Below are 20,695 nucleotides of genomic sequence, written 5' to 3' on the forward strand. Positions count from 1 at the left end.
GCCGAGAACCACCCAAAGCCAGCTCTCACAGCGTGACTTCTTTTCCAGGAGGATGTATGACCCAGCGCCGACCCCGCACCGCTTGTTCGCACGGTGATGCCGGGCGTCCATATCCCGTAGTAGAGGACCCGGGCTGGACGCTCGGACAGGACCCAGCACGCGACGAGGCCCTGGCTCAGCTGGAGCAGGTACTGACGCCGTGCCGTGAAATGCTCGCCACAGCGATCGAGCAGCTTAGCGCGGCTGACGTGATGAAGGCGTTGAAGTCAGTGCCCCTGCAGCACCGGGGCTCGGTGTTCAAGCCACTCGGCCTCAACATCAAGCCACGTCAGATCACCAGACAGATGAGTCAAGACACGCGAGCGCTGCTGCTTCGAGGCGCGAACAACGATGTCCGCCACGCTGCGCGGATGTTGACCGCGACGGTCTCCACGGACATAGGCCGTGCGGTGTTCGATGGTGCGGGCCCGGATCCCGTCGAAAGCTGGGGTGCGCCGCTTTGTCAGGCTGCGATATGGGCCGACCGCGTTGCCTCGGTCCGAGACGCGAGGGTTTGGCTGTGGGCCAGCCGTCAGCCGTGGTTCGCGCCCGAGCGGATCACCGTCACGCAGCGCGAAAACATCGCAGGCGCGGCTCAGCGAGTCATAGACGCGTCGCCGGCCTTCGGAGCGGACGAAGAGGTGGTGGTTTCCGCTGTCGGCGAGCCTCTGGAAGATCTTCACACGGCCGTGGGCAGCCTCGAACCGATCTTCGAAAAAGGCGCCGTGGCGGCGCGGCGGATTGCCGAGCAGCTGAGTGCGAAACAGGTGCCTGCGAGCCAGGATCTGGCCGACGTGGTGAGGACCCGAGAGTCCTTCGACGAAGTGACCTCCTCGTTAATCAACGCGGGATTGCCGGCACCCGGCGACACGCTCGGCAGCCTGAGAGCCGCGATCGACCAGGCGTCCGCCGAGGAGCGCGACGGCGACCTGCGGAGCTCCCTCGCGGTCCTGTGCGAGCTGGCAGCATCGCCGGAGGAGCCGATGCTCGTGGCGCAACTCGCACAAGTGCACGCTGAAGCGGCTGAGCTGATGAGCCAAGCTGGCTGGGACGAGCAGGCGCGGAAACGGGCTGAATCGCTCCGCCTGCTCATCGACCTCGCCACGCCGGCCGTCGGCAAACCGGCGCCGATAGAACTCGTGATGCGCTGGTCGGAATTTCGGCCGGAATTGTCGTTCCTGGCGCTCCACGCTGCGAGGCTTGCCCAGACCGATGCCGACTCGGTGACCTCGGAGCCTGCCGAGGTTCGGCACGGCGACGCGCCCGTAGCACCCGTGCCGGTCATCGAGGAACCCAGCGAGCAGGCGATCGACGATGTCCAAGACGTTGAGAACGATGCCCAAGACGTTGAGGACGAGCCGAACGACACCGAGGCACCCCTCGTGCGTGATGTCGCCCGCCTGGTGAGCGGCGCACGGTTCGGCCTGGCCGCGGCGATCGGAGCGGCCGAATCGCGACCGGAGGCGCAGCTGGCCACACTGCGGGTGGCCGCGCTGGCCGACGCGGTTCGCTTCCAGCACGGTGCCGTCGCCGCGATGCTCCGGGACGAGCTGGCGCAACTTGAGCCGGACAGCGTTGTCGCGGACACACCGAGTCTGCTTCTTGTCGTGCCTGCGCTGATCCGTGCAGCGCTGGTCACCGGCGAGCCGACGACCGGAGCGTTGCTGACCGAGCTGGCTCCCCGCTTGGAACCGAACCTGAAGGTGATCGCCGAAGAAGTCGGACGTCGTGCGCTGCACGGGGTTCTCGCCGACGCGCGGGCTCTTGTCGCACTGGCCGACGTTGCCGAGGGCGAGCGGTCGCTGCTCAGTCTGGCTTCCACGGCGAAACAGTTCCGGGTCCGGCATCGCACTTTCCGGTTCAAGCGGGCGACCGACATCAGCAAGGTGTGGCTCGGCTCGCAGGGCATGCTCGGACGACCGCTGGGGATAGTCGAGCGCAACGACACGCGCGCCGTCGACGAGGTCGCCGCGGCTATCGAACGCCTCGCCAGTAGCACCTTCGTCAGGAACGAACTGGACGCGTTGGATGGTCAGTACCAAGGAAGTTCCGGAAAGCCAATCGAGGGGGCTGGGCGACGCGATCTGCTCGACCTGGCACGAGAGGCGCTGACCCCGCTCGCCGAATGGGTGACGGTCGTCCGCTCGCTCAGGCATGACGACGGTCAATCCACTTGGGGCACGGGCGAAGTTGCCGATATGAGGGCGGCGGTGCTCGGCCGAAGTGACGCCGTGGCTGTGGCGCTCAAGGAGCTCGCTGGGCACGACGACCCGATGGTCGCGGCCGCCGCGATGGCTGCGGCAGCCTCGCTTGAGGAGACTTTCGGCGTTCTCCGGGGTGCTCGGACGCTCACGTCTGTCGAGCCTGCACCGGAGTACGTGCTCACGGCCGAACTGGCGAAGATGCCCGGTGCCGTGATCGATAACGAGCGGGTCACCTTGCCATCGGACGTCAGTGTCGGTGACCTCCGCGACGCCGCGGACCGCAGCTGGGACGACGCACTGACCTTGCACATCGATGGTGAACGATTCGGGGTGGCGTGGTTCCTGCTGGACAAGGCCAGGGCCGGGCGTCTTCCGGCAGGCGACCTGAGTGACCGGGAAGTCCAGGCGAAGGCGGTCGAGGCGGCCGAGCAGTCGTCGCGGGAGGCCCTCCTCGGCGAGCTCGAGCAGTTCGCCGTGATGCTGGGGCGAGCCCGCTCGAACGACGAGATCGCGGAGGAACAGGACGGCGACCTCACTGGTCTGCTCGATGGCGCGCGTGAGCAAGCGAAGGGGCACAACCTGGCGGACGTGAGGCTGGCGCTCAGGAAGCTGGACGCTCAGCTGAGCAACTACCGGGCCGAATCGAGGGCAAGGCTCGAAGTCCGTTTGGACAAACTCAAACTTGATGGTCGTGTGGACGAGAGCACGTCTGCACGAGTCACGGAACTTATGACCAGCGGACAGCTGTCAACCGCCGAAGAACTCATCTACTTCCTCGAAGTCGACGAGAAGCTCCCGGAGATCGAGGAGGCGGAGCATCTGCGGCAGTTCGTGCCCGCCGTTCCCCAAGCGCTGCCCCGTGGCGTGACGGCCGAGCTCGTCATGCAGGTCCGTAACCGTGAAGTCGTTGGCACCTGTCCCATCTTGGACTTCACCCAGTTGAGCTCAACTCAGGCTCAGCTCGCCGCGGAAACACTGGAGAGCTGGCGCGACCTGTCGTTGACCGAGCCAGGTCAGCGCTACAACATCGGCGAAAAAGCCCACCTCATTCCCGTACTCCGGATGATGGGGTTGGAAACAGGGCAGGTCGACAAGTTGTCCGACTGGCCGCGCGGGCGCGACCGCCGGTTCGTCGAGGTCGTCGTCACCGGCCAGGTCGGGCGGGTCCTCGTCCCCGCGTTCGGGTCGAAGCTCAGAGGCAGGCTGCGAGTGCTGCTCGTGTGGGGCCAGCCGAATGCTGAACTGCTGATGAGCTGGGCTGACGGCGATACCTCCGACGAGAGTCTGCTCATCACCCATTTCGGCACGATGAGCATGCAGACCCGGCGGGACTTGGCCGTGCTGGCCGCGAGCCGAACCGCGCCCATCGTCGTGCTGGACGACGCGGCTCTTGCCTACCTGGCGGCCTACAGTGGCGGTCAGATGACCACGACGATGAAGGTGCTGTTGCCGTTCTCGGGGGTGAACCCGTATCTCCAGAAGCGTGGTGTCGTCGCTCCTGAGATGTTCTACGGCCGTGACCAAGAACGTCGCAGTGTCCTCGACCCCGACGGTACCCAGCTGGTTTTCGGTGGTCGAGGCCTTGGCAAGTCAGCACTGCTGCACAGCGCGGCTGAGCACTTCGAAAGCCAGAGCCGGGCAGGCGCTGATCGCGTCGCGATCTACCTCGATCTCAAGGTCGTTGGAATTCGGGCAAATTCACCAAAGGGTCAGAATGCGATTTGGGACGCCTTGCTGGACAAACTGCAGCTTCGAGAGGTCCTGCGGGCGCCCCGTAAGAACGCCGGACGTAGGTTGTCGCGAAATCACATCGAGCACGGCGTGCGGGAATGGCTTCAGGTCAACACCCAACGGCGGCTGCTCGTCTTGATCGACGAAGCCGACCAGTTCTTCGAGGCCGATATGCCGGACTTCCACGAGACGGCCGCGCTGAAGGCGCTCGGCCAGGAAAGCAACGGACGAGTCAAGGTCGTCTTCGCCGGTCTGCACTCGGTCCAGCGGTACGCCAAAAAAGCACGTAACGCGCCGTTCAGCCACATGGCACAGCGGCCAACAGTGATCGGGCCGCTCAAGCCGCAGCACGCGGCGAACCTGCTGTCGGAGCCACTGGCCGCGCTGGGATTCGAGTTCGAGGACCCGGATCTGGTGAACCGGATTCTGGGATACTGCTCGTACCAGCCTTTCCTGCTGCAAATGTTCGCCAACCGTCTTGTCGAGGTGATGCACGCCAAGCGGCGTGGCGGGGTCCTCGGCGTCGATGAGCCCCCGTATGTGATCGCTCGCCTTGACGTCGAGGCGGTCCAGAACCAGGCGGATCTTCGAAGCGACATCCGGACGGCCTTCCGGGACACGCTGAATCTCGATCACCGCTACGGCGTCATCGCTCACGTGCTGGCGCACTACGCGTACGAAAACGGTCTCGATGCCCGGCTGACAGCCAAACAGCTGCGCCAAGAGTGTCTGGACTACTGGCCGCGGGGATTCGGCAACCTCGACGGCGAGGGCTTCCGCGCCTATCTCCACGAGATGACCGGGCTGGGTGTGCTCGCACCCGACAACGACGGCAGAGGATGGCATCTGCGCAGTGCCAACGTGCTGAGTAGGATCGGGACGAAGGACGATGTCGAGGCCGAGCTGGTGTTGGCGGCGGAGCATTCCGTTCCCGACGAGTTTCTTGCCCTCGAGTCACGGCAGGAGCTTCCGAACGGCCGGACATCGCCGTTGACCGCGGCCCAGACCGACGACGTGCTCGGCGACCACAACAACCAGGTGCGGGTCGTGCTCGGCTCGCCTGCCACCGGAATCGAGATGGCGGGCGAAGCCATCAGGGCGGCCGCCAGTGTCGGAACCAGGTTCACGCTCCCGCGCATCGGCGGCATTCGAGAGTTCAAGGCGCAGCTCGTGGATGGGCAGCCGGGGGAGTGGCGGGTCGTGCTGGACGACTTGTTCAGCGTGGCACCGAACGAGGAGGCCTGCTTGGAAGCTCTGGAGCTCGCGCAGACGCTTCGGCCGACTGCGGCAGGTGTGACCCGTTCGGCGGTCATTATCGCAGGACCAGAGCAGATGCCGTTGTGGCGCAAAGTATTCGAGCAGGACTGTGTCGACGGCCAGTCCGCAGGAACGGTCGTACTGCGCCGATTTACTCCCGCGACCTTGCAAGTGTGGTCGATGGACACGAACATGTTCACTGACAAGGAAGCGCGTGCCACCCTGCTGCGAGTCACGGGCGGCTGGCCCGTGCTCGTGGAATCGGTACTGCGGCGGATCAAGGGAGATTTTTCGTCGCCAGGTTCGTCCGGAGTGGACGAATACGAAGCACTGCGGCAGCTCGAAAAGCATCTCGAAACCCCTGCTGGACGAAACGAACTGTTCAGTGCCTCCGGCTTGGGCGGTGACGCTCGCTTGGTGCGTGCCTTCGCTGCGATTCGTGCGGAAGCCGGATCCCAGGGGCTATCGCGGGCGGATCTCGACGTGGCCGCAGGGTTCGAGGTCACCTCGCCGGAAACGGACGTCGAGTGCCTCATCGCGCTCCAGCTCTTCAACGTCGATGACGGTATTTATCGGCCAGAACCAACGTTGGTGCGCTGCCTTCCTAGCTAGAGGTTGAGCACGTGCAGGGGAGCCAATCGAACCCTGATTCTCATTTGGGAATTCCTCAGATGAGGATCAGGGTTCGATCGGTTATCTGATTCGCAAGAATCGAAACCCTGGGTTGGTCTGGTGTGCCGTCATGCTTTATCAGGGCGACTGTCGCACCACGAGTCCAGGTTCAAGTTCGGCTGAGAGGGTGTATGTGGAACGACGTCGCCACAGACTGCGCGGCTCTGCGGGTAGCTGATATCAACTACGATGAGTGGAGCGGCGAACCCGTCCGACGTTCGGCGTTCATAGAGGCAATGATCGACTGACATACCTTTTGAGATCTTGACTAAATCGCACCTTGTCGTCTCTCACTGTGCGGCTTCGGACTGTTGGCCAAGGGGTCAAATATCATACTAGCCGCAGTGGTAGTCAGGTTCCTGGCAACGGTCACGTTGTAAGTTACGTTCAATTCTCGGTGAACGTTCGCCTACCTGTCGACAAGCGATCCGCGGGAATTCGTCAAGCAATAACCGGAAGCCGGCGTCTTCGATCGACTCGGCACCCTGTTCGAGGACATCGTCGTAGGCCTGGTCGGCTAGGATTCGGTCGCGGTCTGAACCGGTGGCAACACGACCATCCCGACCAGTTCGCCGTTGTGGATCTCACCGGTGGCGTCCGACGCAGGCGGGCCACCGGGAATGCCTGCGGGTTGGACCGCGTACACCTTCCACCAATGGGCCAAATCGGGCACTTCCCCGGCGACCAGGATGCCTTCGCTGGTACAAGCGCGCAGCTCGCCGCTTTCGCCGCTGACCCATAAGCCCTGACAGCCTCGGCTATGCCGAGGTCATCCACGGCTTTCGACGGCTCGTATGGCACAACTCGTCGGTTCTATCTGACTTCGATGGGCAGGGCCCGCGCCTCCGACCATTGTCGCTTTCGGAGGCCTTGTGCAGATAGTCACCGCGGTGCATGCGGCGGCCTCGACGTTCGATGACCCAGCCTGTCAACGACGCGGCCGTCGTCCGTTCTGGGTGCTCCACTAGGTAACAGCCTGGGGCAACGCCATCGGTGGTGACCATGATGTGGTGCGGTCACCACCGGTGCAAGGCGAGGATGGGGTCGGCCCGAGTTACGTGTCGCATTCGTTCAGTCGGCTGGTCATCAACCTGGGCTGCCGCCGGTACGGTTCCACGACCTCCGACATGGTGCGGCAACGCTGTCGCTGGCCGAGGGAAGTGGCCTGAAGACTGTGGGCCACGCCAGTATCATCCTGACGGCTGAAATGTGCCCCAGCGTGCTTCCGTCCCTCGTCTGTGCAGGCGAGGGGCGACCGCGAGCCTGGTTCGTCGCGCCGGCTACGAACGGGGAAGGAGATCTGCAGGTCGCGCGCCACTCGCGGTCGACGACAACGAAGTCAGGTAGCGGCCGAGGGTCGAGCCTCATGCGCCGTGGAGGGGCACTTGACCGGGCTCACGGCGACCCCACCCCGGGGCTCACATATCAACAAAGCCCACCGACGGCACCCGGAAAACCGGGACAAACCGTTGGTGGGCTTCGTATCGGAACTGTGCGCCATCAGGGACTCGAACCCCGAACCCGCTGGTTAAGAGTCGGAACCTTGGTGTGTCGGATGGTGTCGAGTGATGCCGAACAAGACCTTTTCGTCTGGTTGCGGGGCAGCTGCTGTGTCGGAGTGTGTCGCCTGGTGTCGGACTGTTTCGGATCTCTCGGGCGCGTCTCGGGCTCGCACGTGCTGGATCGTGTCGCGTAGTCCGGTTACTAATTGAGGCCCTCAGCCTCCGGATAGTCGTCCCGGAACTTTCGGATGATATCGAGCCGACGAGTGCGGGCGAGACCGACCGTGTGGTGGTCGGGTCGTCCGACCTGCGTTGCCAGTGCGCTCGAAGAACGGGAACACGTGCACGGCGACCTGACCAGCAACTTGCCATCGGCCTCGGCGACATAGGCGGCGCTGGTCGGTAGTTCCGTCCAGGTCTGGATGCGCCACCGAGTCACCGTGACGTCATCCTGCGGGTAGCCCAGCTGGTGCAGCAGCCCGTTGACGGCCGCGGCGTCGGTGGGGCGTACCGGTCGGATCTGCATCAGCTCCCCCCAGGGAGTTCGCTATTCGATCGGGAAATCGAAATACGTGTCGGGATAGGGCTCGTCCTGCAACGTGTAGTGCCGCCATTCGCAGTCGTAGGCGATGAAGCGGCTGGTCTCCATGATGTCGCGCAGGCGCTGCCGGTTCTGGGTTCCTCCGTCGTGATACCCGCGGCGCCGTGATGGGAAATCTCGTCCATCACGGCGTGGTCACCGCCTATGGCGGCGAGCTCACCGCTAGCCAGGTGATAGATCGTCAGGTCAACGGTGCTGCCCCGGGTGTGGCCGGATTTGGTGGCCACATGGCCCTTTTCGAACATCACGGAGCGGTCGATGTTCGGGTAGTGTCGCCGCTTCTTGCGACCGTCCTCCGGCTCCTGCGCCCAGCGGACGAAATTGTCCACCGCGCGCTGCGGCCGGTAACCGTCCCACAGCAGCAGTCCGAAACCGAGCTCGACAGCGTGTTCCTGCGCCTTGTTCAGGGCCGCGCACAGCGCTTTCGTGCCGACAATCCGGTTGGCCGACCACATAGCCGTCCACCGGCTTGCCGGTGGACGGCTATGTGGCGTACTGAGCGTCCCAGCGAATTCCCGTGACCAGCTCGTCAACGAAGGTGAAATTCTCGTGCATGGTCACTTTTCGGCCAGCGCCAACGACACCAGCCGATCGATCACCTCGGTCAGCGAGAAGCCAGCGGCCTTCATCATCCGCGGGTAACGGCTGTAGGAGGTCAAACCCGGCAGGGTGTTCACCTCGTTGAGCACTACACTGCCGTCTTCCTTGACGAACAGGTCCACCCGAGCCAGACCGCGGCAGCCCAGCGCGCGGTAAATGGCCTTCGCGGTTTCCTTCACTAGATCGCGCGACTCGTCGGAGATATCAGCGGGGCAAATGAACGATGAGTTCTCGGAGCCGGTTTCCGGCGAGGCTTCCTGGTGAATCTTGAAGAATCCGTGCGTGAGCGCCACCCGGTCCAGCTCGCCGATCAGCAACTCCGAACCATTACCCAGGATGGAGCTACCGACCTCGCTTCCGACCACGGCTTCCTCGATCAGCACCTTCGCGTCGTATTCCCGGGCAGCGGTCAGCGCTGCGGACAGTTCTTCCTTGCTGGACACCTTGCTGACCCCGAAGGCGGAACCGGACCGGGCTGGCTTCACGAAAACGGGGTAGTTGAGCTGGTCGGGGTCGACATCCGCGTCGGAGTTGACGATCCAGAATTTCGGGGTGGCGATTCCGGCGTTGCTGACCACGGTGTAGGTCAGCGATTTGTCCATACACACCGCGGAACTCGGGATATCGCAGCCGACATAGGGGATGCCAGAAAGTTCCAGCAGGCCCTGCATCGCGCCGTCCTCACCAAACTTGCCATGCAGCACGGGCAGCACGACATCCAGGCCGATCGAGTCGTACTTACCCTCGTCCAGCACCAGCAGGCCGCGGGTGCCCCGGTCCGGCGACACCACGACCGGGCGGCAGTCGCCGCTTTCCCAGTCTCCATCCGGGCCGTCGCAGAGCTTCCACGCGCCGTCGCGGGTGATGCCGATCCAGAACGGTTCGTACTTGGCCGTATCGAGGCTCTTGGCTACCTCACGCGCCGACTTGACGGAGACGGGGTGCTCTTCACCCGAACCGCCGAACAAGATGCCGAGCTTCAACCTAGCCATGATGCCTCCCGGTTTCGAAATTCAGACAGTTAAGGAGCTTGTTTTCGACAATATCCTGCAGCGCGTGATCGGTGGTCAGCTGGGGTGCAGGCGGGCCAGTGCGGTGGTGATCAAGCCGGTCCCGGGCCAGTGTGCGGCGACGGCCTGATGATGGAGAGCTGGTGGATCACGAAGTAAAGATCGGATACAGCTTCTGAGCTTCCTTGTCTCCGGAATCCTCGACACCCCGACGGCGGACGCAGCCATCGCCGCACGCTGGTCGACGGCCTGCGCTCCCGCGAGCACCAGCTGGTTTTCCTGCAACCTGACCGCGACCATGCCTAGGTCGGCCCTGGCCTCTCCGCGCATTACACCTAAGACATCGGCCCGCCCGAGGTCGACGCAATATTCCTGGAGTGGCGGTGGCTGATAACCGGCCGCAACACCACCTGGTGTGGCGCTGCCGGGCACACCTGTGATTTGCACCGTCAGCTGGAGCTGCTCGACAACTACACCGACCGACGCAGAGCCTTGGGCGTTGGGGCGGAGCGCTCCCGAATCTTGACGTGTTGGTCCGATCGGAATGGCGCGGATCGTCCACCTCCACCGAGCGGCTGTCCACAGGTTGATCATGGTCATCCACGCCAGTGCGTCGGTGATCCGTTGGCTTGAATCGAATGCGGCAGATTCGGCCGCCCGCGGGTAGCGGGCGGCCGCCATGCTCGGCGCAGCGCGGATCCTGCTGGCGTGAATGTGCTTTACAGGGCTGTTTTGCCGCTTGTTTCTTCTGGGCTGACGGTGCCCGTCCGGGGGAACAAGACGTAGCGCCCGTGGTCTGCGTTCTTGGTGAAGGAGATGTCCCGTGTCCCGGACTCCAGGTGGTTCGGCGGGTTCTGGTTCTCCAGGATGATGATTTGGCCGGAGAAGTTCGTCTGGATATCAGCGAAGAACCGGGCTGAGAGGCTGGTGGTGTCGAGGATGTCGCCGCTGTTGTCAGGTTCGTCGTTCGGGTCCGGTGGCCGGTAGACGACCAGGGGGGAGTCGAGTATGACGAAGCCGGGGTGGGGGAGGTCGTTGTCGAAGCAGTACTGGGCGAGCGAGATGGTGAAGGCGGCGTGCAGGATGGCCCGGACACCTTTGCCGTGGGCGGAGCGCAGCTGGTTGCCGGACATGATGTCTTGTTTGTCGAAGTTGTAGCTGGTGGTTTCGGCTTCCTGGTAGCCCCAGGCCCTTAGCCTGGCCGCGATCATGCGGGAGAGGTTGGCGACCGCGGTGCGTTGCAGACCCGCTGTTCGCTCCATTTTGTCTGGCTTCGGCGTCGCGTTCCAGTTGAGATGATTTAGCGAGCAGGTCGCTGAGCTCGGTTTCCTGGGGATTGAGCAGGTTGTCCAGCCGCGCGATCTCTGTCCGTGCCTGGGCTGCTTGGTCGGTGAAGGCCTGGAGCCTCTGAACCTTCTCGTCGCGTTCGGCGCGCAGGCCGGCGATGGCTTCGACCAGGTCCCCGCGGAGCGCGGTCGTCTTGAGCTGTTCTTCGCGTACGGATTCGGCGAGCGCAGTTGTGTCGTCGGCGCAGTCCTCGTTGAGGTGCTGGTGTTCGGGGTCGGCGCCGCAGAACACACAACGTCCTGGGCTGAAGTAGCCGAGCAGTGTCCCGGCTTCAGCGACGGCGTCCAGCCGGTCTAGGTCAGAGGTGTACTGCTTCTGCAGGCTTCGTCTCAGCCATAAGCGCTGCAACATCATCGAGGTCTAGGTCGTCTCCGTAGCGAAGCTGAAGCACCTGCCGTTGTCGAGCCGGTAGTTGCTTCAACGCTGCGATCACCTTCGAATCGGTGAACAACTCACCGCGCAGCTCCGGAGTCTGCTGTACACCCTTTACCGTGCGTTCCAGCTCGGCGGCGAGTGCCTCATCGCTGCACGGCACTGGATGGCGCTGGCGCCGGCGTCGCTCATCGGTGATCCGCAACTTCGTTGTTTTGAAGAGCAGCGCTCGCGGGTTCCTCATGGCACCCTCTCTGCGCCATTTACGAGTGAGTTCGCTAAACGCGGTCGCTACCGCCTCCTCGGCGGCTCCGCGGTCGGTGAGTTGTTTTGTGGCGAACTCGATCGCTGCGGGAACGTCGATGTCTCGGACGGCGATCAAAGCTTCCATCTCGTACGGGATAGCGACCTGATTCTCGAAGCCGTCGGCATTGTCCGCACCTCCATCGTCATCGCTTCCTCCATCGGTAACCGTGGTCTTGCCGGTCATACGGGCTTGACGGAGACGGGCTGCGTTGGGTCCGCAGCGGGGCTGAACGTGACCGACCACATTCCACCATCGGGCTCACGGCTGACGACAGCGCCCGGAAGGCTGGTGCCGCGGAGGGCCAACGTGACTTCGGCCATCGTGTTTCCACGGTCATACGCCATCAGACGCCGGGTCCTCAGTACGAGAACGTCCATCAGTAACTTCAGCAGCGTGCGTGGCCGCGGGACCATGATCATCTCCGTCTCCGGGGCAGTGTCCTGAAGCATCGAGGCCTCCTTCCTCTCTACCCTGGAACCGTGATTGCCGGTGCTGGCGAATCGCAACACGGGGAGTTTTCGCCCGAACGAGGTCCGGTGTGGTGCGAGAGCCTTGATTGGACGTCGTCGATGAGCGGCAGCTCGCGCCCTGGTCGTCTTCGAAGTCCATCCCAGTCGGTGCGTTGACGCCGGTCGCGTGCTTGGCGCTCGTGCCGCTGGTGGAGCGAGCGGCAGTACGATCGAGGAGACTCGACTCGGGGCTCTGGAACTGCAACGCGGAAGTCGCCCGAGACAGCGGCAGGCCGTCTTATCCCCGGAACTCAGCTGTCGGCTCGGGCTCGTCTCGGGCTCGGAACTGACCACAATGGATAGGAAGGAAGTGGAGGAAATGCATCCACATAACCCAAAACCCCACGTCATCGAAACCGGAGACGTGGGGCTTGAGTGTGCGCCATCAGGGACTCGAACCCCGAACCCGCTGGTTAAGAGCCAGCTGCTCTGCCAATTGAGCTAATGGCGCCTGCTTGTCCGCCGCTTTGGTGTTCCCCTCGGCGACGTGGAAAACATTAACACAGGGTTGCTGGGGCCCGTTTCAGGGGGGTCCCCTTGCGACGGACCGGGACGTATTCGGCCATCCGGCCGCGGGCGTTGCGGCCGGTCAGGCAGACTATAGCCAGACGTTGGGGTTGGTACCACGCGAAACGGGCGGTGTGCATGAGGGTCTGGGGAGCGACGGGGCGGTCGCGGGTGGCTTTGGTGGCTTTGGTGGCCGGGTTCACACTGGCCGCCTGCAGCAGTACACCGTCGGGTGAATCGCCGTCGCAGGGTGGTGCGCCTGGGGGTTCGCAGCAGACTGCGGCGCCCGCGCCCGCGCCGGAGCCGAAGCCGGCCGTGATGACGCTGACCCCGGCGCAGGGTGCGGCGAACGTGGCGCCCGGTGAGCCGGTCATGGTTGCCGTCGCCGACGGCAAGGTGGGCGAGGTCAAACTGACCGGCGCCGACGGCAAGGTCGTCGCGGGCAAGTCGAAGGAAGACGGTTCGGGCTGGGAGTCGGCGGAGCCGCTCGGCTACGGCAAGACCTACACCGTCACGGCGGCCGCGACCGGGACCGACGGCAAGCCGGTCACCTCCACCTCGACGTTCTCCACGGCCAAGCCGGGCCGTCAGATCGGTGTCTCGATCAACCTGGTCGAAGGCGAGACCGTCGGCGTCGGGCTGCCGTTGATCTTCACCTTCACCGCCAATGTGCCGGACAAGGCGGCGGCCGAGAAGGCGCTGAAGATCGTCACCGAGCCGCAGGCCGAGGGCGCGTTCCACTGGTTCGGCGAGAAGACCGTGATGTGGCGGCCCAAGGAGTACTTCAAGGCGGGCACGAAGATCTCGGTCAACGCCGCGATCTACGGCAAGAACCTCGGCAACAACACCTTCGGCCGCGAGGACAAGCCTGCCAAGGTGGTCGTCGGCGACAAGCTGGTCGCGACCGCGGACGGCGGCACCCATCAGATGAAGGTCGTGGTGAACGACCAAGAGGTCAAGCAGATGCCGATCTCGATGGGCAAGCCGTCGAGCAGCACCCCGGCCGGGACCTACACGGTGATGAGCGAGCACACCGGGTACACGATGGACTCGAGCACCTACGGCGTGCCGACGGACAGCAAGGCCGGCTACCGGACGTTCGTGAAGTACGCGGTGCGGATGTCGAACAGCGGCATCTTCTACCACTCGGCGCCGTGGTCGGTCGGTTCGCAGGGCAAGCGGAACGTGAGCCACGGCTGCATCAACCTGTCGACCGAGAACGCGCAGTGGCTGATGGAAACTTCGAAGAAGGGTGACATCATCACCGTCACCAACTCGGGCCCGCAGGTGCTGGAGCCGACCGACGGCTGGTCGGTGTGGCAGATGTCCTGGGACGACTGGAAGACCGGCGGCGACCGGAACTGATCCGTTGTCATGAGAGGTCCTGTCAGGACGGAATCAGTCCTGACAGGACCCCTCATGGCGTTTCGGGCGGCAGGGTGCCGTAGAGGTACTCCCATTGCGTCTCGCCGCTGGTCTTGTAGCGGCACTTCTGGGTGCCGGTGTCCCAGATCTTCTCTGGATCGCGTCGGCACTTCTGGTACTCGAGTTCGGCGAGGTACTTCTGAGACTGGGCCTTCGAGCAGCTCGGGTAGCCGGGTTCGCAGCGCCACGGTGACTTCTTGGCCGATGTGGCCGTCTTCGTGGGCTTGGGCGGGCTCACCGTCACGGTCACCGGCGGCGGCACCGATGTGGACGGGGTCGCGGTCACGGTCGTGACCAGGGCCGGTGTGGGTACTTGGTTCGACGGAGTGGCCGTGCAGGCTCCGGCCAGCGCCAAGAGTCCCGAGATCATCAAGACAGGCCGTCGTCTCATGGCATCCTCCGCGCGAGTTCCTTCCTGAACTCGCGTGAGCGCCACGCCGTGTTACCGGACCCTCGAAAAATGCGAAACCCCAGCCTGGCTGAAGTACCGGCCAAACTGGGGTGATGGGGTGAGCGACGGGTTTCGAACCCGCGACCTCCTGGACCACAACCAGGTGCTCTACCAGCTGAGCTACGCCCACCATCGCCGGGCTCGGGAAGCTTCCCCATCACCTCGGCCGCACTATATTAGCGTGCCCGTTTCGGGGGCTCGCAACGGGTTACCGTTCCTGGCGTTCCCGCACTTCAGCGGCCGCCGCCTTGGCTTGTTCGGTGGTCGGGCCGGGCTGCGGGACGAAGGCGGCGCGACGGTAGTAGTCGAGCTCCCAGATGGATTCCTTGATGTCGGCGAGCGCGCGGTGCGCGAGGCCCTTCTCCGGCTTGGCGTAGTAGATCCGCGGGTACCAGCGCCGGACGAGTTCCTTCACCGAGGAGACGTCGACCATGCGGTAGTGCAGGTGCGCGTCGAGAAGGGGCATGTCGCGGGTGATGAAGCCGCGGTCGGTGGCTATGGAGTTGCCGGCGAGCGGGGCGACGTTGGCCTCGGGCACGTGTGCGCGGATGTACTCGAGGACGCGTTGCTCGGCTTCTTCCATGGTGACCCTGGAGCGCCGGACCTCTTCGGTGAGGCCGGAGCGGGCGTGCATTTCGCGGACGACCTCCGGCATGCCGTCGAGGGCTTCGTCGTCGGCGTGGATGACGATGTCGACGCCTTCGCCGAGGACGTTGAGCTCGGCGTCGGTCACCAGCGCGGCTATTTCGATCAACGCGTCCTTGCCGAGGTCGAGCCCCGTCATCTCGCAGTCGATCCAGACTAGGCGGTCGTTCACCCCGGAACCCTAACCCGACCCGGGGATTCGTGGCGCGCGACGTGCGGGTTCGGCGCGTTGCTGGCAGCGTGTGCACCCTCAGGTGAGTCATGTCACAGACCAGGGGAGCGACAGTGGCCGAACAGGGTCCAGCCCAGGAGATCGCGCAGGGGTACGTCAGCGAGGGTCCGGCGGTCGAACTCGGCGCCGTCGTGATCGACGGCAAGGCCGACGCCGGTGCCGCGGTCCGGCTGCCGCTGGCGACGCTGAACCGGCACGGGCTGGTCGCCGGCGCGACCGGTACCGGCAAGACGAAGACCTTGCAGCTGATCGCCGAACAGTTGTCGGCCGCGGGTGTGCCGGTGGTGCTGGCGGACGTGAAGGGGGATCTGTCGGGGCTCGCCGCGCAGGGCGAGGGCAACGACAAGATCGCCAAACGCGCGGAAGAGCTGGGTGACGCCTGGGCGCCCGCCGCGTTCCCCGTTCAGTTCCTGTCGCTGGGCACCGGCGGCAAGGGGTCGCCGATCCGCGCGACGATCACGAGTTTCGGCCCGATCCTGCTGTCGAAGGTGCTGGGGCTCAACGAAACCCAGGAGTCGACGCTCGGCCTGATCTTCCACTGGGCCGATCAGCGCGGGTTGGCGCTGCTGGACACGAAGGACCTCCGCTCGGTCATCACGCACCTCACGAGTGACGAGGGCAAGGAGGACCTCAAGGGCATCGGCGGCGTCTCGGCCGCGACGGCCGGGGTGATCCTCCGGTCGCTGTCCAATCTGGAGGCTCAGGGCGGCGAGGACTTCTTCGGCGAGCCCGAGCTGGACGTCCACGATCTGATGCGCGAGGTCGACGGCAAGGCGATGGTGACCTTGCTGGAGCTGGACAACCTCCAGTCGAAACCCGCGCTGTTCTCGACGTTCCTCATGTGGCTGCTTGCCGAGTTGTTCGAGGAACTGCCCGAAGAGGGTGACCTCGACAAGCCGAAGCTGGTGTTCTTCTTCGACGAGGCGCACCTGCTGTTCAACGACGCGTCGAAGGCGTTCCTGGAACGCATCGAGCAGACCGTGAAGCTGATCCGCTCCAAGGGCGTCGGTGTGTTCTTCTGCACGCAGCTCCCGACGGACATCCCGAACAACGTCCTGTCCCAGCTGGGTGCGCGGGTGCAGCACGCGTTGCGTGCGTTCACGCCCGAGGACCAGGCGGCGCTGACGAAGACGGTGAAGACGTACCCGAAGACGAAGCACTACGAACTGGACTCGGCGCTGACGTCGCTCGGTATCGGCGAAGCGATCGTCACGGTGCTTTCCGAGCGGGGCGCGCCGACGCCGGTCGCGTGGACCCGGCTGCGCGCGCCGCGGTCGAAGATGGGTTCCATCGGTGCCGAGGCCATCGCAGCGGCGACGACGTCTTCGGATCTGCACGCGAAGTACGCCGAGACGATCGATCGCGAGTCGGCCTACGAGAAGCTCGCCGCGAAGGTGGCCGCGCCTCCCGCGGGCGAGGCTCCGCCACCGGCGGAAGCGCCCCCGGCGCCGAAACCGGAGAAGGAAGGCCCGGGCATGGTCGAGCAGGCGATGAAGAATCCGGCGGTGAAGTCGTTCTTCCGTTCGGCGGCCAGCGCGCTCGGCCGGGAGATCACGCGCGGCCTGTTCGGGAACCGGAGGCGCTGAGGAATACCTGACGCGTTCTGTCAGGTATGTCCGGCAGGCTGGGCGGTATGACCAACACCGCGACAGCGTCGTTCACTGTGGACGGCTGGGAGCCGCAAGCCACCGACAAGCCCGAAAGCACCGAGTTCTCCCGGGTGTTGCTGACCAAGACCTTCACCGGTGACGTCGAGGGGACCAGTGCCGTGGAGATGCTGACGGCGGTGAACGGAACGTCGTCGGCGTACGTCGCCTTCGAGCGGCTGGCCGTCACCGTCGACGGGCGTAAAGGTGGCTTCGTCCTGCATCACTCGGCGGGGGAGAACGGGCATCACCTGATCGTCCTGCCGGGCTCCGGTCACGGTGAACTGGCCGGCCTCACCGGAACGGCGGAGATCGTCAAGGACGACGAGGGCAACCACACCTTCACCCTCACCTACGAACTCTGAACGCGCGTGAAGGACTCCTCCCCGAAGGAGTCCTTCACGCGCTCCCCTGCTGGGCCGCCCCCTGACGCGGTCCAGACGGCAGGGTCAGCCGACGATCTGATCGACGATCTTCTTCGCGTCGTTGATGGGGATCGCGAAGCCGATGCCGATGCTGCCGGTCGAGGCCGGGTTGTAGAGCGCCGAGTTGATGCCGATGACGTTCCCCTGCGCGTCCACCAGCGCCCCGCCCGAGTTGCCCTGGTTGATCGGGGCGTCGGTCTGGATCGCGGTGTAGCTCGGCCCGGCTTCGTTCGTGGTCCTGCTGTAGGGCGAGCGCCGTTCCTGGCCACTGCTCAACTCGTCGAGCTTGCGGTTCAGCGCGCTCACGATCCCGGTGGTCACGGTGTTCTGCAACCCGCCGGGTGAGCCGATCGCGACGACCTGCTGGCCGACGGAGAGCTTGCTCGAGTCACCGAGAGAAGCCGGCGTCAGGCCGCTCGCGTCCTTCGCCTGGAGCACGGCGATGTCGGCCTTCGTGTCGGCGCCGACCACGCTCGCCTTGTACTGCTTGCCGTCCGACAGCGTCACGGTCACGTCGCCCTGGGCGTCGGCGACCACGTGGGCGTTGGTGAGGATGCGCCCGTCCGCCGTCAGGATGACGCCGGAGCCGACGGCCTCGCCCTGCGCGGTGGTCACGTTCACCTGGACGACGCTCGGGGTCACCTTCGCGGCGACGCCGCTGACGTCACCCGAAGTGTTGTTCCCGACCAGTTGCCCGTTGGCGACCGCGGACGAACCCGTGCCCGACGCGGACGACGTGGAGCCGAGCCCCACGATCGCCGCTCCACCGACCCCGCCGAAGAGTGCGGCGGCGAGTGCCGTCGCGGTGACGAGGACGGCGATCTTGCCGCCCTTCTTACGGGGTGCGGGAGGCTGCGGGGTGAAGAGCGGATTCGGCGCGGCCTGCCAAGGGGTGTAGCCGGGGTACTGCTGCTGGTGCGGCGGCTGGGGCCCACCGGTGGAGGCGGGGCCGGGCCGACTCTCGTTCTCGGTCATGGAACAAGATTCGCGCCCGTACTTGTGAGCCGCCTGTGGAAATCCCCAGGGCTTTCCTGAGAATCTCAGTCGAAGAAAGCCGGCACGTCCAACGCTCCGCCCGATGCCTCGAACTCCTCGTGCACCGCGGCGCGGAGTTTCGCGTCGGCCAGGTAGTCGACGGCGGTCAGCGCCAGCCCCATCGCGCCGTCGACGACCGCGCGATCGCCGTCCGGCGAACCGGCCGCGGCCGCGAACTCCTTGGTGTGTAAGGCGGTCGTCGGTCCGGCGATGGCGATCATCGGGTGGATCGCGGGCATCCGGTAGGAGAGGTTGCCGAGATCGGTCGAGCCGGTGAGGAATTCGGGCACGATCCCCGGCGGCAGCGGTTTGCGGCCGGCGTCGACCTGGTGCACCGACCAGCGTCCGGCGAGGGTGGTGTTGAACCGGATCGGCAGATACGCGGGCTGGGCGTCCCACTGCAGTTCGACCCCGCAGCCGGTCATCTCCGCCGCGCCGCGCGCGATCGCCGAAACCCGCTCGGCGAGGTCGCGCAGCGTGTCCGGTTGCGCGGAGCGGAGGTAGAACAGCAGCGCCGCGCGTTCGGGGACGACGTTCGGCCGCGCGCCACCGTCGGTGAAGACGCCGTGGACGCGGTCGCCCGACGGCAGATGCTGCCGAAGAGCCGCGACGCCCTGGTACGCCGCGACGGCGGCGTCGAGCGCGTTGCGGCCCATGAACGGCTGAGCCGAGGCGTGCGCGCCGACCCCGTGGAACACCATTTCCAGCTGCCGCCTGCCGAGGAACGGGTGCATGGCGATGTCGTGGCTGAACGGATGCAGCATGACCACGGCGTCGACGTCGTCGAAAACGCCCGCGCGGGCCATCGTCTCCTTGCCGCCACCGCCTTCCTCCGCCGGCGTGCCGATCAGCGAGACCCGGCCGCCCAACCGTTCGGCGACCGCAGCCGCGCCGAGGAAGCCGCCCGCGCCCGCGGTGCAGATGACGTTGTGCCCGCAGCCGTGGCCGAGCCCGGGAAGGGCGTCGTACTCGGAGAGGACGGCGATGTGCGGACCGCTGCCGGGCGTGGTCGCGACCAAGGCGGTGTCCAGTCCGCCCGCGCCGATCGTCACCTCGTGGCCGTGCCGCTGAAGCAGGTCCCCGAGCGCGCGGACCGAGCGGTGCTCGGCGAAACCCTCTTCGGGATGAGCGTGCAGGTCTTGGCTCAGCCCCACCAGTTCCGCCGTCAGCGCGCGGATCTCGGTGCTGACGTCGTCTCGCGTGGCGGCGTCCGCGCCGTCGTGGGGCGAGCCGAGGGGTTCGGCCGCGGCGACGGCGCCCGCGGTCGCTTCGACCAGCGAACGGAGGTAGCCGTCGTCGGGGGGAATCGGCGAAGCGTGCTCAGAGCGGATCATTTCCGGATGTTAACTCCTAGCTCCGCCGTGACGATCTGCGTGACACCGGAGTACCGCTCGTCGACGTGGTCGAAGCCGCGCCGGAGCAGTTTCGCCGCGATCTCGCCGCGGTCGAACATCCGCTGCCCGCTCAGCCTGCCGAGGACGGTGTCCGCCAGCCGCATCGGCTGATCGCTGTGCCGGGCACTGGTCAGCATCACCAGTGAGCCGCCGGGTTTCAGCACGCGGGCGAACGAATCCAGTGCCGCGTCCGGATCGGCGAACATGTGCAGCGCGGCGAAGCAGCAGACGGCGTCCACAGTGGAATCATCGAGCGGCAGGTCGACGGCGTCGGCGCGAAGGTAGGCCACCGAGGGCGGATTGGGAGCGGAGAGCGCCTTTTCCAGCATGGTGACCGAACCGTCGAGTCCGATGGACAGCCCGTCCGGGCCTACCGCTTCGCCGAAGGCACGCGTGAACCGGCCGGTGCCGCAAGCGACGTCCAGCGAGACCTGGCCGGGGCGCAGGCCGAGCGCTTCGATCGCGATACGGACCTCGTCCGCCATGGTCGGGCCGTTCAGTCCTTTCGCGACCCTGCCCAGCGTCGGGCGCCAGTACCGCTCGTAGATCATCGGCACGGCGGAGGTGCGCATCAGCCGCTGCGCGAGTCCGGTCGGCGGCCCCGCCTGCGGGATTTCTCCCAGCAGGTCAAGGAAATCCTTCGGAGTGGCGGTGGGTGTGGTGCCCGGCCGCAGCAGGCTCCTCAGACGTTCGCGATGGTCCGGCATGGCTGCTCCCTTCACGGTCTTCACCGGAGAATCTGCCATGACCGGCCCGTTCGCGACATTCCCGCCGCCGCGACCCG

General features: G+C 65.5%; 15 protein-coding genes, 2 tRNA genes and 1 pseudogene. 5 read left to right on the plus strand and 13 right to left on the minus strand.

Annotated features, from left to right (window positions below; translation table 11 throughout):
- Positions 1 to 56 precede the first annotated feature (56 nt).
- Complete coding sequence (locus tag ACLJO0_RS30840; RefSeq protein ID WP_410582289.1) at positions 57 to 5,843, plus strand: AAA family ATPase; 5,787 nt, start codon at positions 57 to 59, stop codon at positions 5,841 to 5,843.
- Between the two features lie 1,764 nt (positions 5,844 to 7,607).
- On the opposite strand, the gene ACLJO0_RS30845 is transcribed toward ACLJO0_RS30840, so the two are convergent.
- The 5 genes and pseudogenes from ACLJO0_RS30845 to ACLJO0_RS30865 all read right to left on the minus strand — a co-directional run bounded on the left by ACLJO0_RS30845 (position 7,608) and on the right by ACLJO0_RS30865 (position 10,878).
- A complete protein-coding gene (locus ACLJO0_RS30845; protein WP_410582290.1) occupies positions 7,608 to 7,931 on the minus strand; it encodes a hypothetical protein in 324 nt (107 codons plus the stop codon).
- Positions 7,932 to 7,952: 21 nt separating this feature from the next.
- A pseudogene (gene vanX / locus ACLJO0_RS30850) lies at positions 7,953 to 8,561 on the minus strand (D-Ala-D-Ala dipeptidase VanX).
- 2 nt (positions 8,562 to 8,563) lie between these two features.
- The gene (gene vanA / locus ACLJO0_RS30855; protein WP_410582291.1) at positions 8,564 to 9,598 is read right to left on the minus strand and encodes a D-alanine--(R)-lactate ligase; all 1,035 of its coding nucleotides are present in this window, start codon (positions 9,596 to 9,598) and stop codon (positions 8,564 to 8,566) included.
- 75 nt (positions 9,599 to 9,673) lie between these two features.
- Positions 9,674 to 10,216 carry a hypothetical protein gene (locus tag ACLJO0_RS30860; RefSeq protein ID WP_410582293.1) on the minus strand — a complete coding sequence of 181 codons (543 nt, stop codon included), beginning with the start codon at positions 10,214 to 10,216 and terminating at the stop codon, positions 9,674 to 9,676.
- 119 nt (positions 10,217 to 10,335) lie between these two features.
- A complete protein-coding gene (locus ACLJO0_RS30865; protein ID WP_410582294.1) occupies positions 10,336 to 10,878 on the minus strand; it encodes a hypothetical protein in 543 nt (180 codons plus the stop codon).
- A gap of 121 nt (positions 10,879 to 10,999) precedes the next feature.
- Here ACLJO0_RS30865 and ACLJO0_RS30870 point away from each other — a divergent pair, with 121 nt between their 5' ends.
- The gene (locus ACLJO0_RS30870; RefSeq protein ID WP_410582295.1) at positions 11,000 to 11,260 is read left to right on the plus strand and encodes a hypothetical protein; all 261 of its coding nucleotides are present in this window, start codon (positions 11,000 to 11,002) and stop codon (positions 11,258 to 11,260) included.
- A 1-nt stretch (position 11,261) separates the two neighbouring features.
- Here the strand turns inward: ACLJO0_RS30870 and ACLJO0_RS30875 are convergent, their stop codons facing one another.
- Both ACLJO0_RS30875 and ACLJO0_RS30880 read right to left on the minus strand, forming a co-directional pair.
- Positions 11,262 to 11,825: an RNA polymerase sigma factor gene (locus ACLJO0_RS30875; RefSeq protein ID WP_410582296.1), complete on the minus strand. Its 564-nt coding sequence runs from the start codon at positions 11,823 to 11,825 to the stop codon at positions 11,262 to 11,264.
- Positions 11,826 to 12,529: 704 nt separating this feature from the next.
- Positions 12,530 to 12,602: transfer RNA gene (locus ACLJO0_RS30880), tRNA-Lys, on the minus strand.
- A gap of 194 nt (positions 12,603 to 12,796) precedes the next feature.
- Between ACLJO0_RS30880 and ACLJO0_RS30885 the strand changes: the two genes are divergently transcribed.
- Positions 12,797 to 14,023 (plus strand): L,D-transpeptidase, encoded by a 1,227-nt coding sequence (locus ACLJO0_RS30885; protein ID WP_410582298.1) that lies wholly within the window; start codon positions 12,797 to 12,799, stop codon positions 14,021 to 14,023.
- Between the two features lie 52 nt (positions 14,024 to 14,075).
- On the opposite strand, the gene ACLJO0_RS30890 is transcribed toward ACLJO0_RS30885, so the two are convergent.
- The 3 genes from ACLJO0_RS30890 to orn all read right to left on the minus strand — a co-directional run bounded on the left by ACLJO0_RS30890 (position 14,076) and on the right by orn (position 15,351).
- On the minus strand, positions 14,076 to 14,474 hold the full coding sequence (locus tag ACLJO0_RS30890; RefSeq protein WP_410582299.1) for a hypothetical protein: 399 nt from the start codon (positions 14,472 to 14,474) through the stop codon (positions 14,076 to 14,078).
- Between the two features lie 114 nt (positions 14,475 to 14,588).
- A tRNA-His gene (locus ACLJO0_RS30895) sits at positions 14,589 to 14,664 on the minus strand.
- Between the two features lie 78 nt (positions 14,665 to 14,742).
- On the minus strand, positions 14,743 to 15,351 hold the full coding sequence (gene orn / locus ACLJO0_RS30900) for an oligoribonuclease (protein WP_410582301.1): 609 nt from the start codon (positions 15,349 to 15,351) through the stop codon (positions 14,743 to 14,745).
- A gap of 113 nt (positions 15,352 to 15,464) precedes the next feature.
- Here orn and ACLJO0_RS30905 point away from each other — a divergent pair, with 113 nt between their 5' ends.
- Together ACLJO0_RS30905 and ACLJO0_RS30910 are read left to right on the plus strand one after the other, a co-directional pair.
- Positions 15,465 to 16,997 (plus strand): helicase HerA-like domain-containing protein, encoded by a 1,533-nt coding sequence (locus ACLJO0_RS30905; RefSeq protein WP_410582762.1) that lies wholly within the window; start codon positions 15,465 to 15,467, stop codon positions 16,995 to 16,997.
- Between the two features lie 47 nt (positions 16,998 to 17,044).
- Entirely contained in the window at positions 17,045 to 17,422 is a 378-nt protein-coding gene (locus tag ACLJO0_RS30910; protein ID WP_125792354.1) for a DUF3224 domain-containing protein, read from the plus strand.
- An 84-nt stretch (positions 17,423 to 17,506) separates the two neighbouring features.
- Here the strand turns inward: ACLJO0_RS30910 and ACLJO0_RS30915 are convergent, their stop codons facing one another.
- The 3 genes from ACLJO0_RS30915 to ACLJO0_RS30925 form a co-directional block, all read right to left on the minus strand.
- The gene (locus tag ACLJO0_RS30915) at positions 17,507 to 18,457 is read right to left on the minus strand and encodes a S1C family serine protease (protein WP_410582304.1); all 951 of its coding nucleotides are present in this window, start codon (positions 18,455 to 18,457) and stop codon (positions 17,507 to 17,509) included.
- A 65-nt stretch (positions 18,458 to 18,522) separates the two neighbouring features.
- Positions 18,523 to 19,851, minus strand: coding sequence for a M20 family metallopeptidase (locus ACLJO0_RS30920; RefSeq protein ID WP_410582305.1), 1,329 nt, complete (start codon positions 19,849 to 19,851; stop codon positions 18,523 to 18,525).
- On the minus strand, positions 19,848 to 20,618 hold the full coding sequence (locus ACLJO0_RS30925) for a class I SAM-dependent methyltransferase (RefSeq protein ID WP_410582307.1): 771 nt from the start codon (positions 20,616 to 20,618) through the stop codon (positions 19,848 to 19,850). The genes ACLJO0_RS30920 and ACLJO0_RS30925 overlap by 4 nt, the downstream gene beginning before the upstream one ends.
- Positions 20,619 to 20,695 lie beyond the last annotated feature (77 nt).

It is taken from the genome of Amycolatopsis sp. lyj-108 (genome assembly GCF_046549005.1).
GTDB lineage: Bacteria > Actinomycetota > Actinomycetes > Mycobacteriales > Pseudonocardiaceae > Amycolatopsis.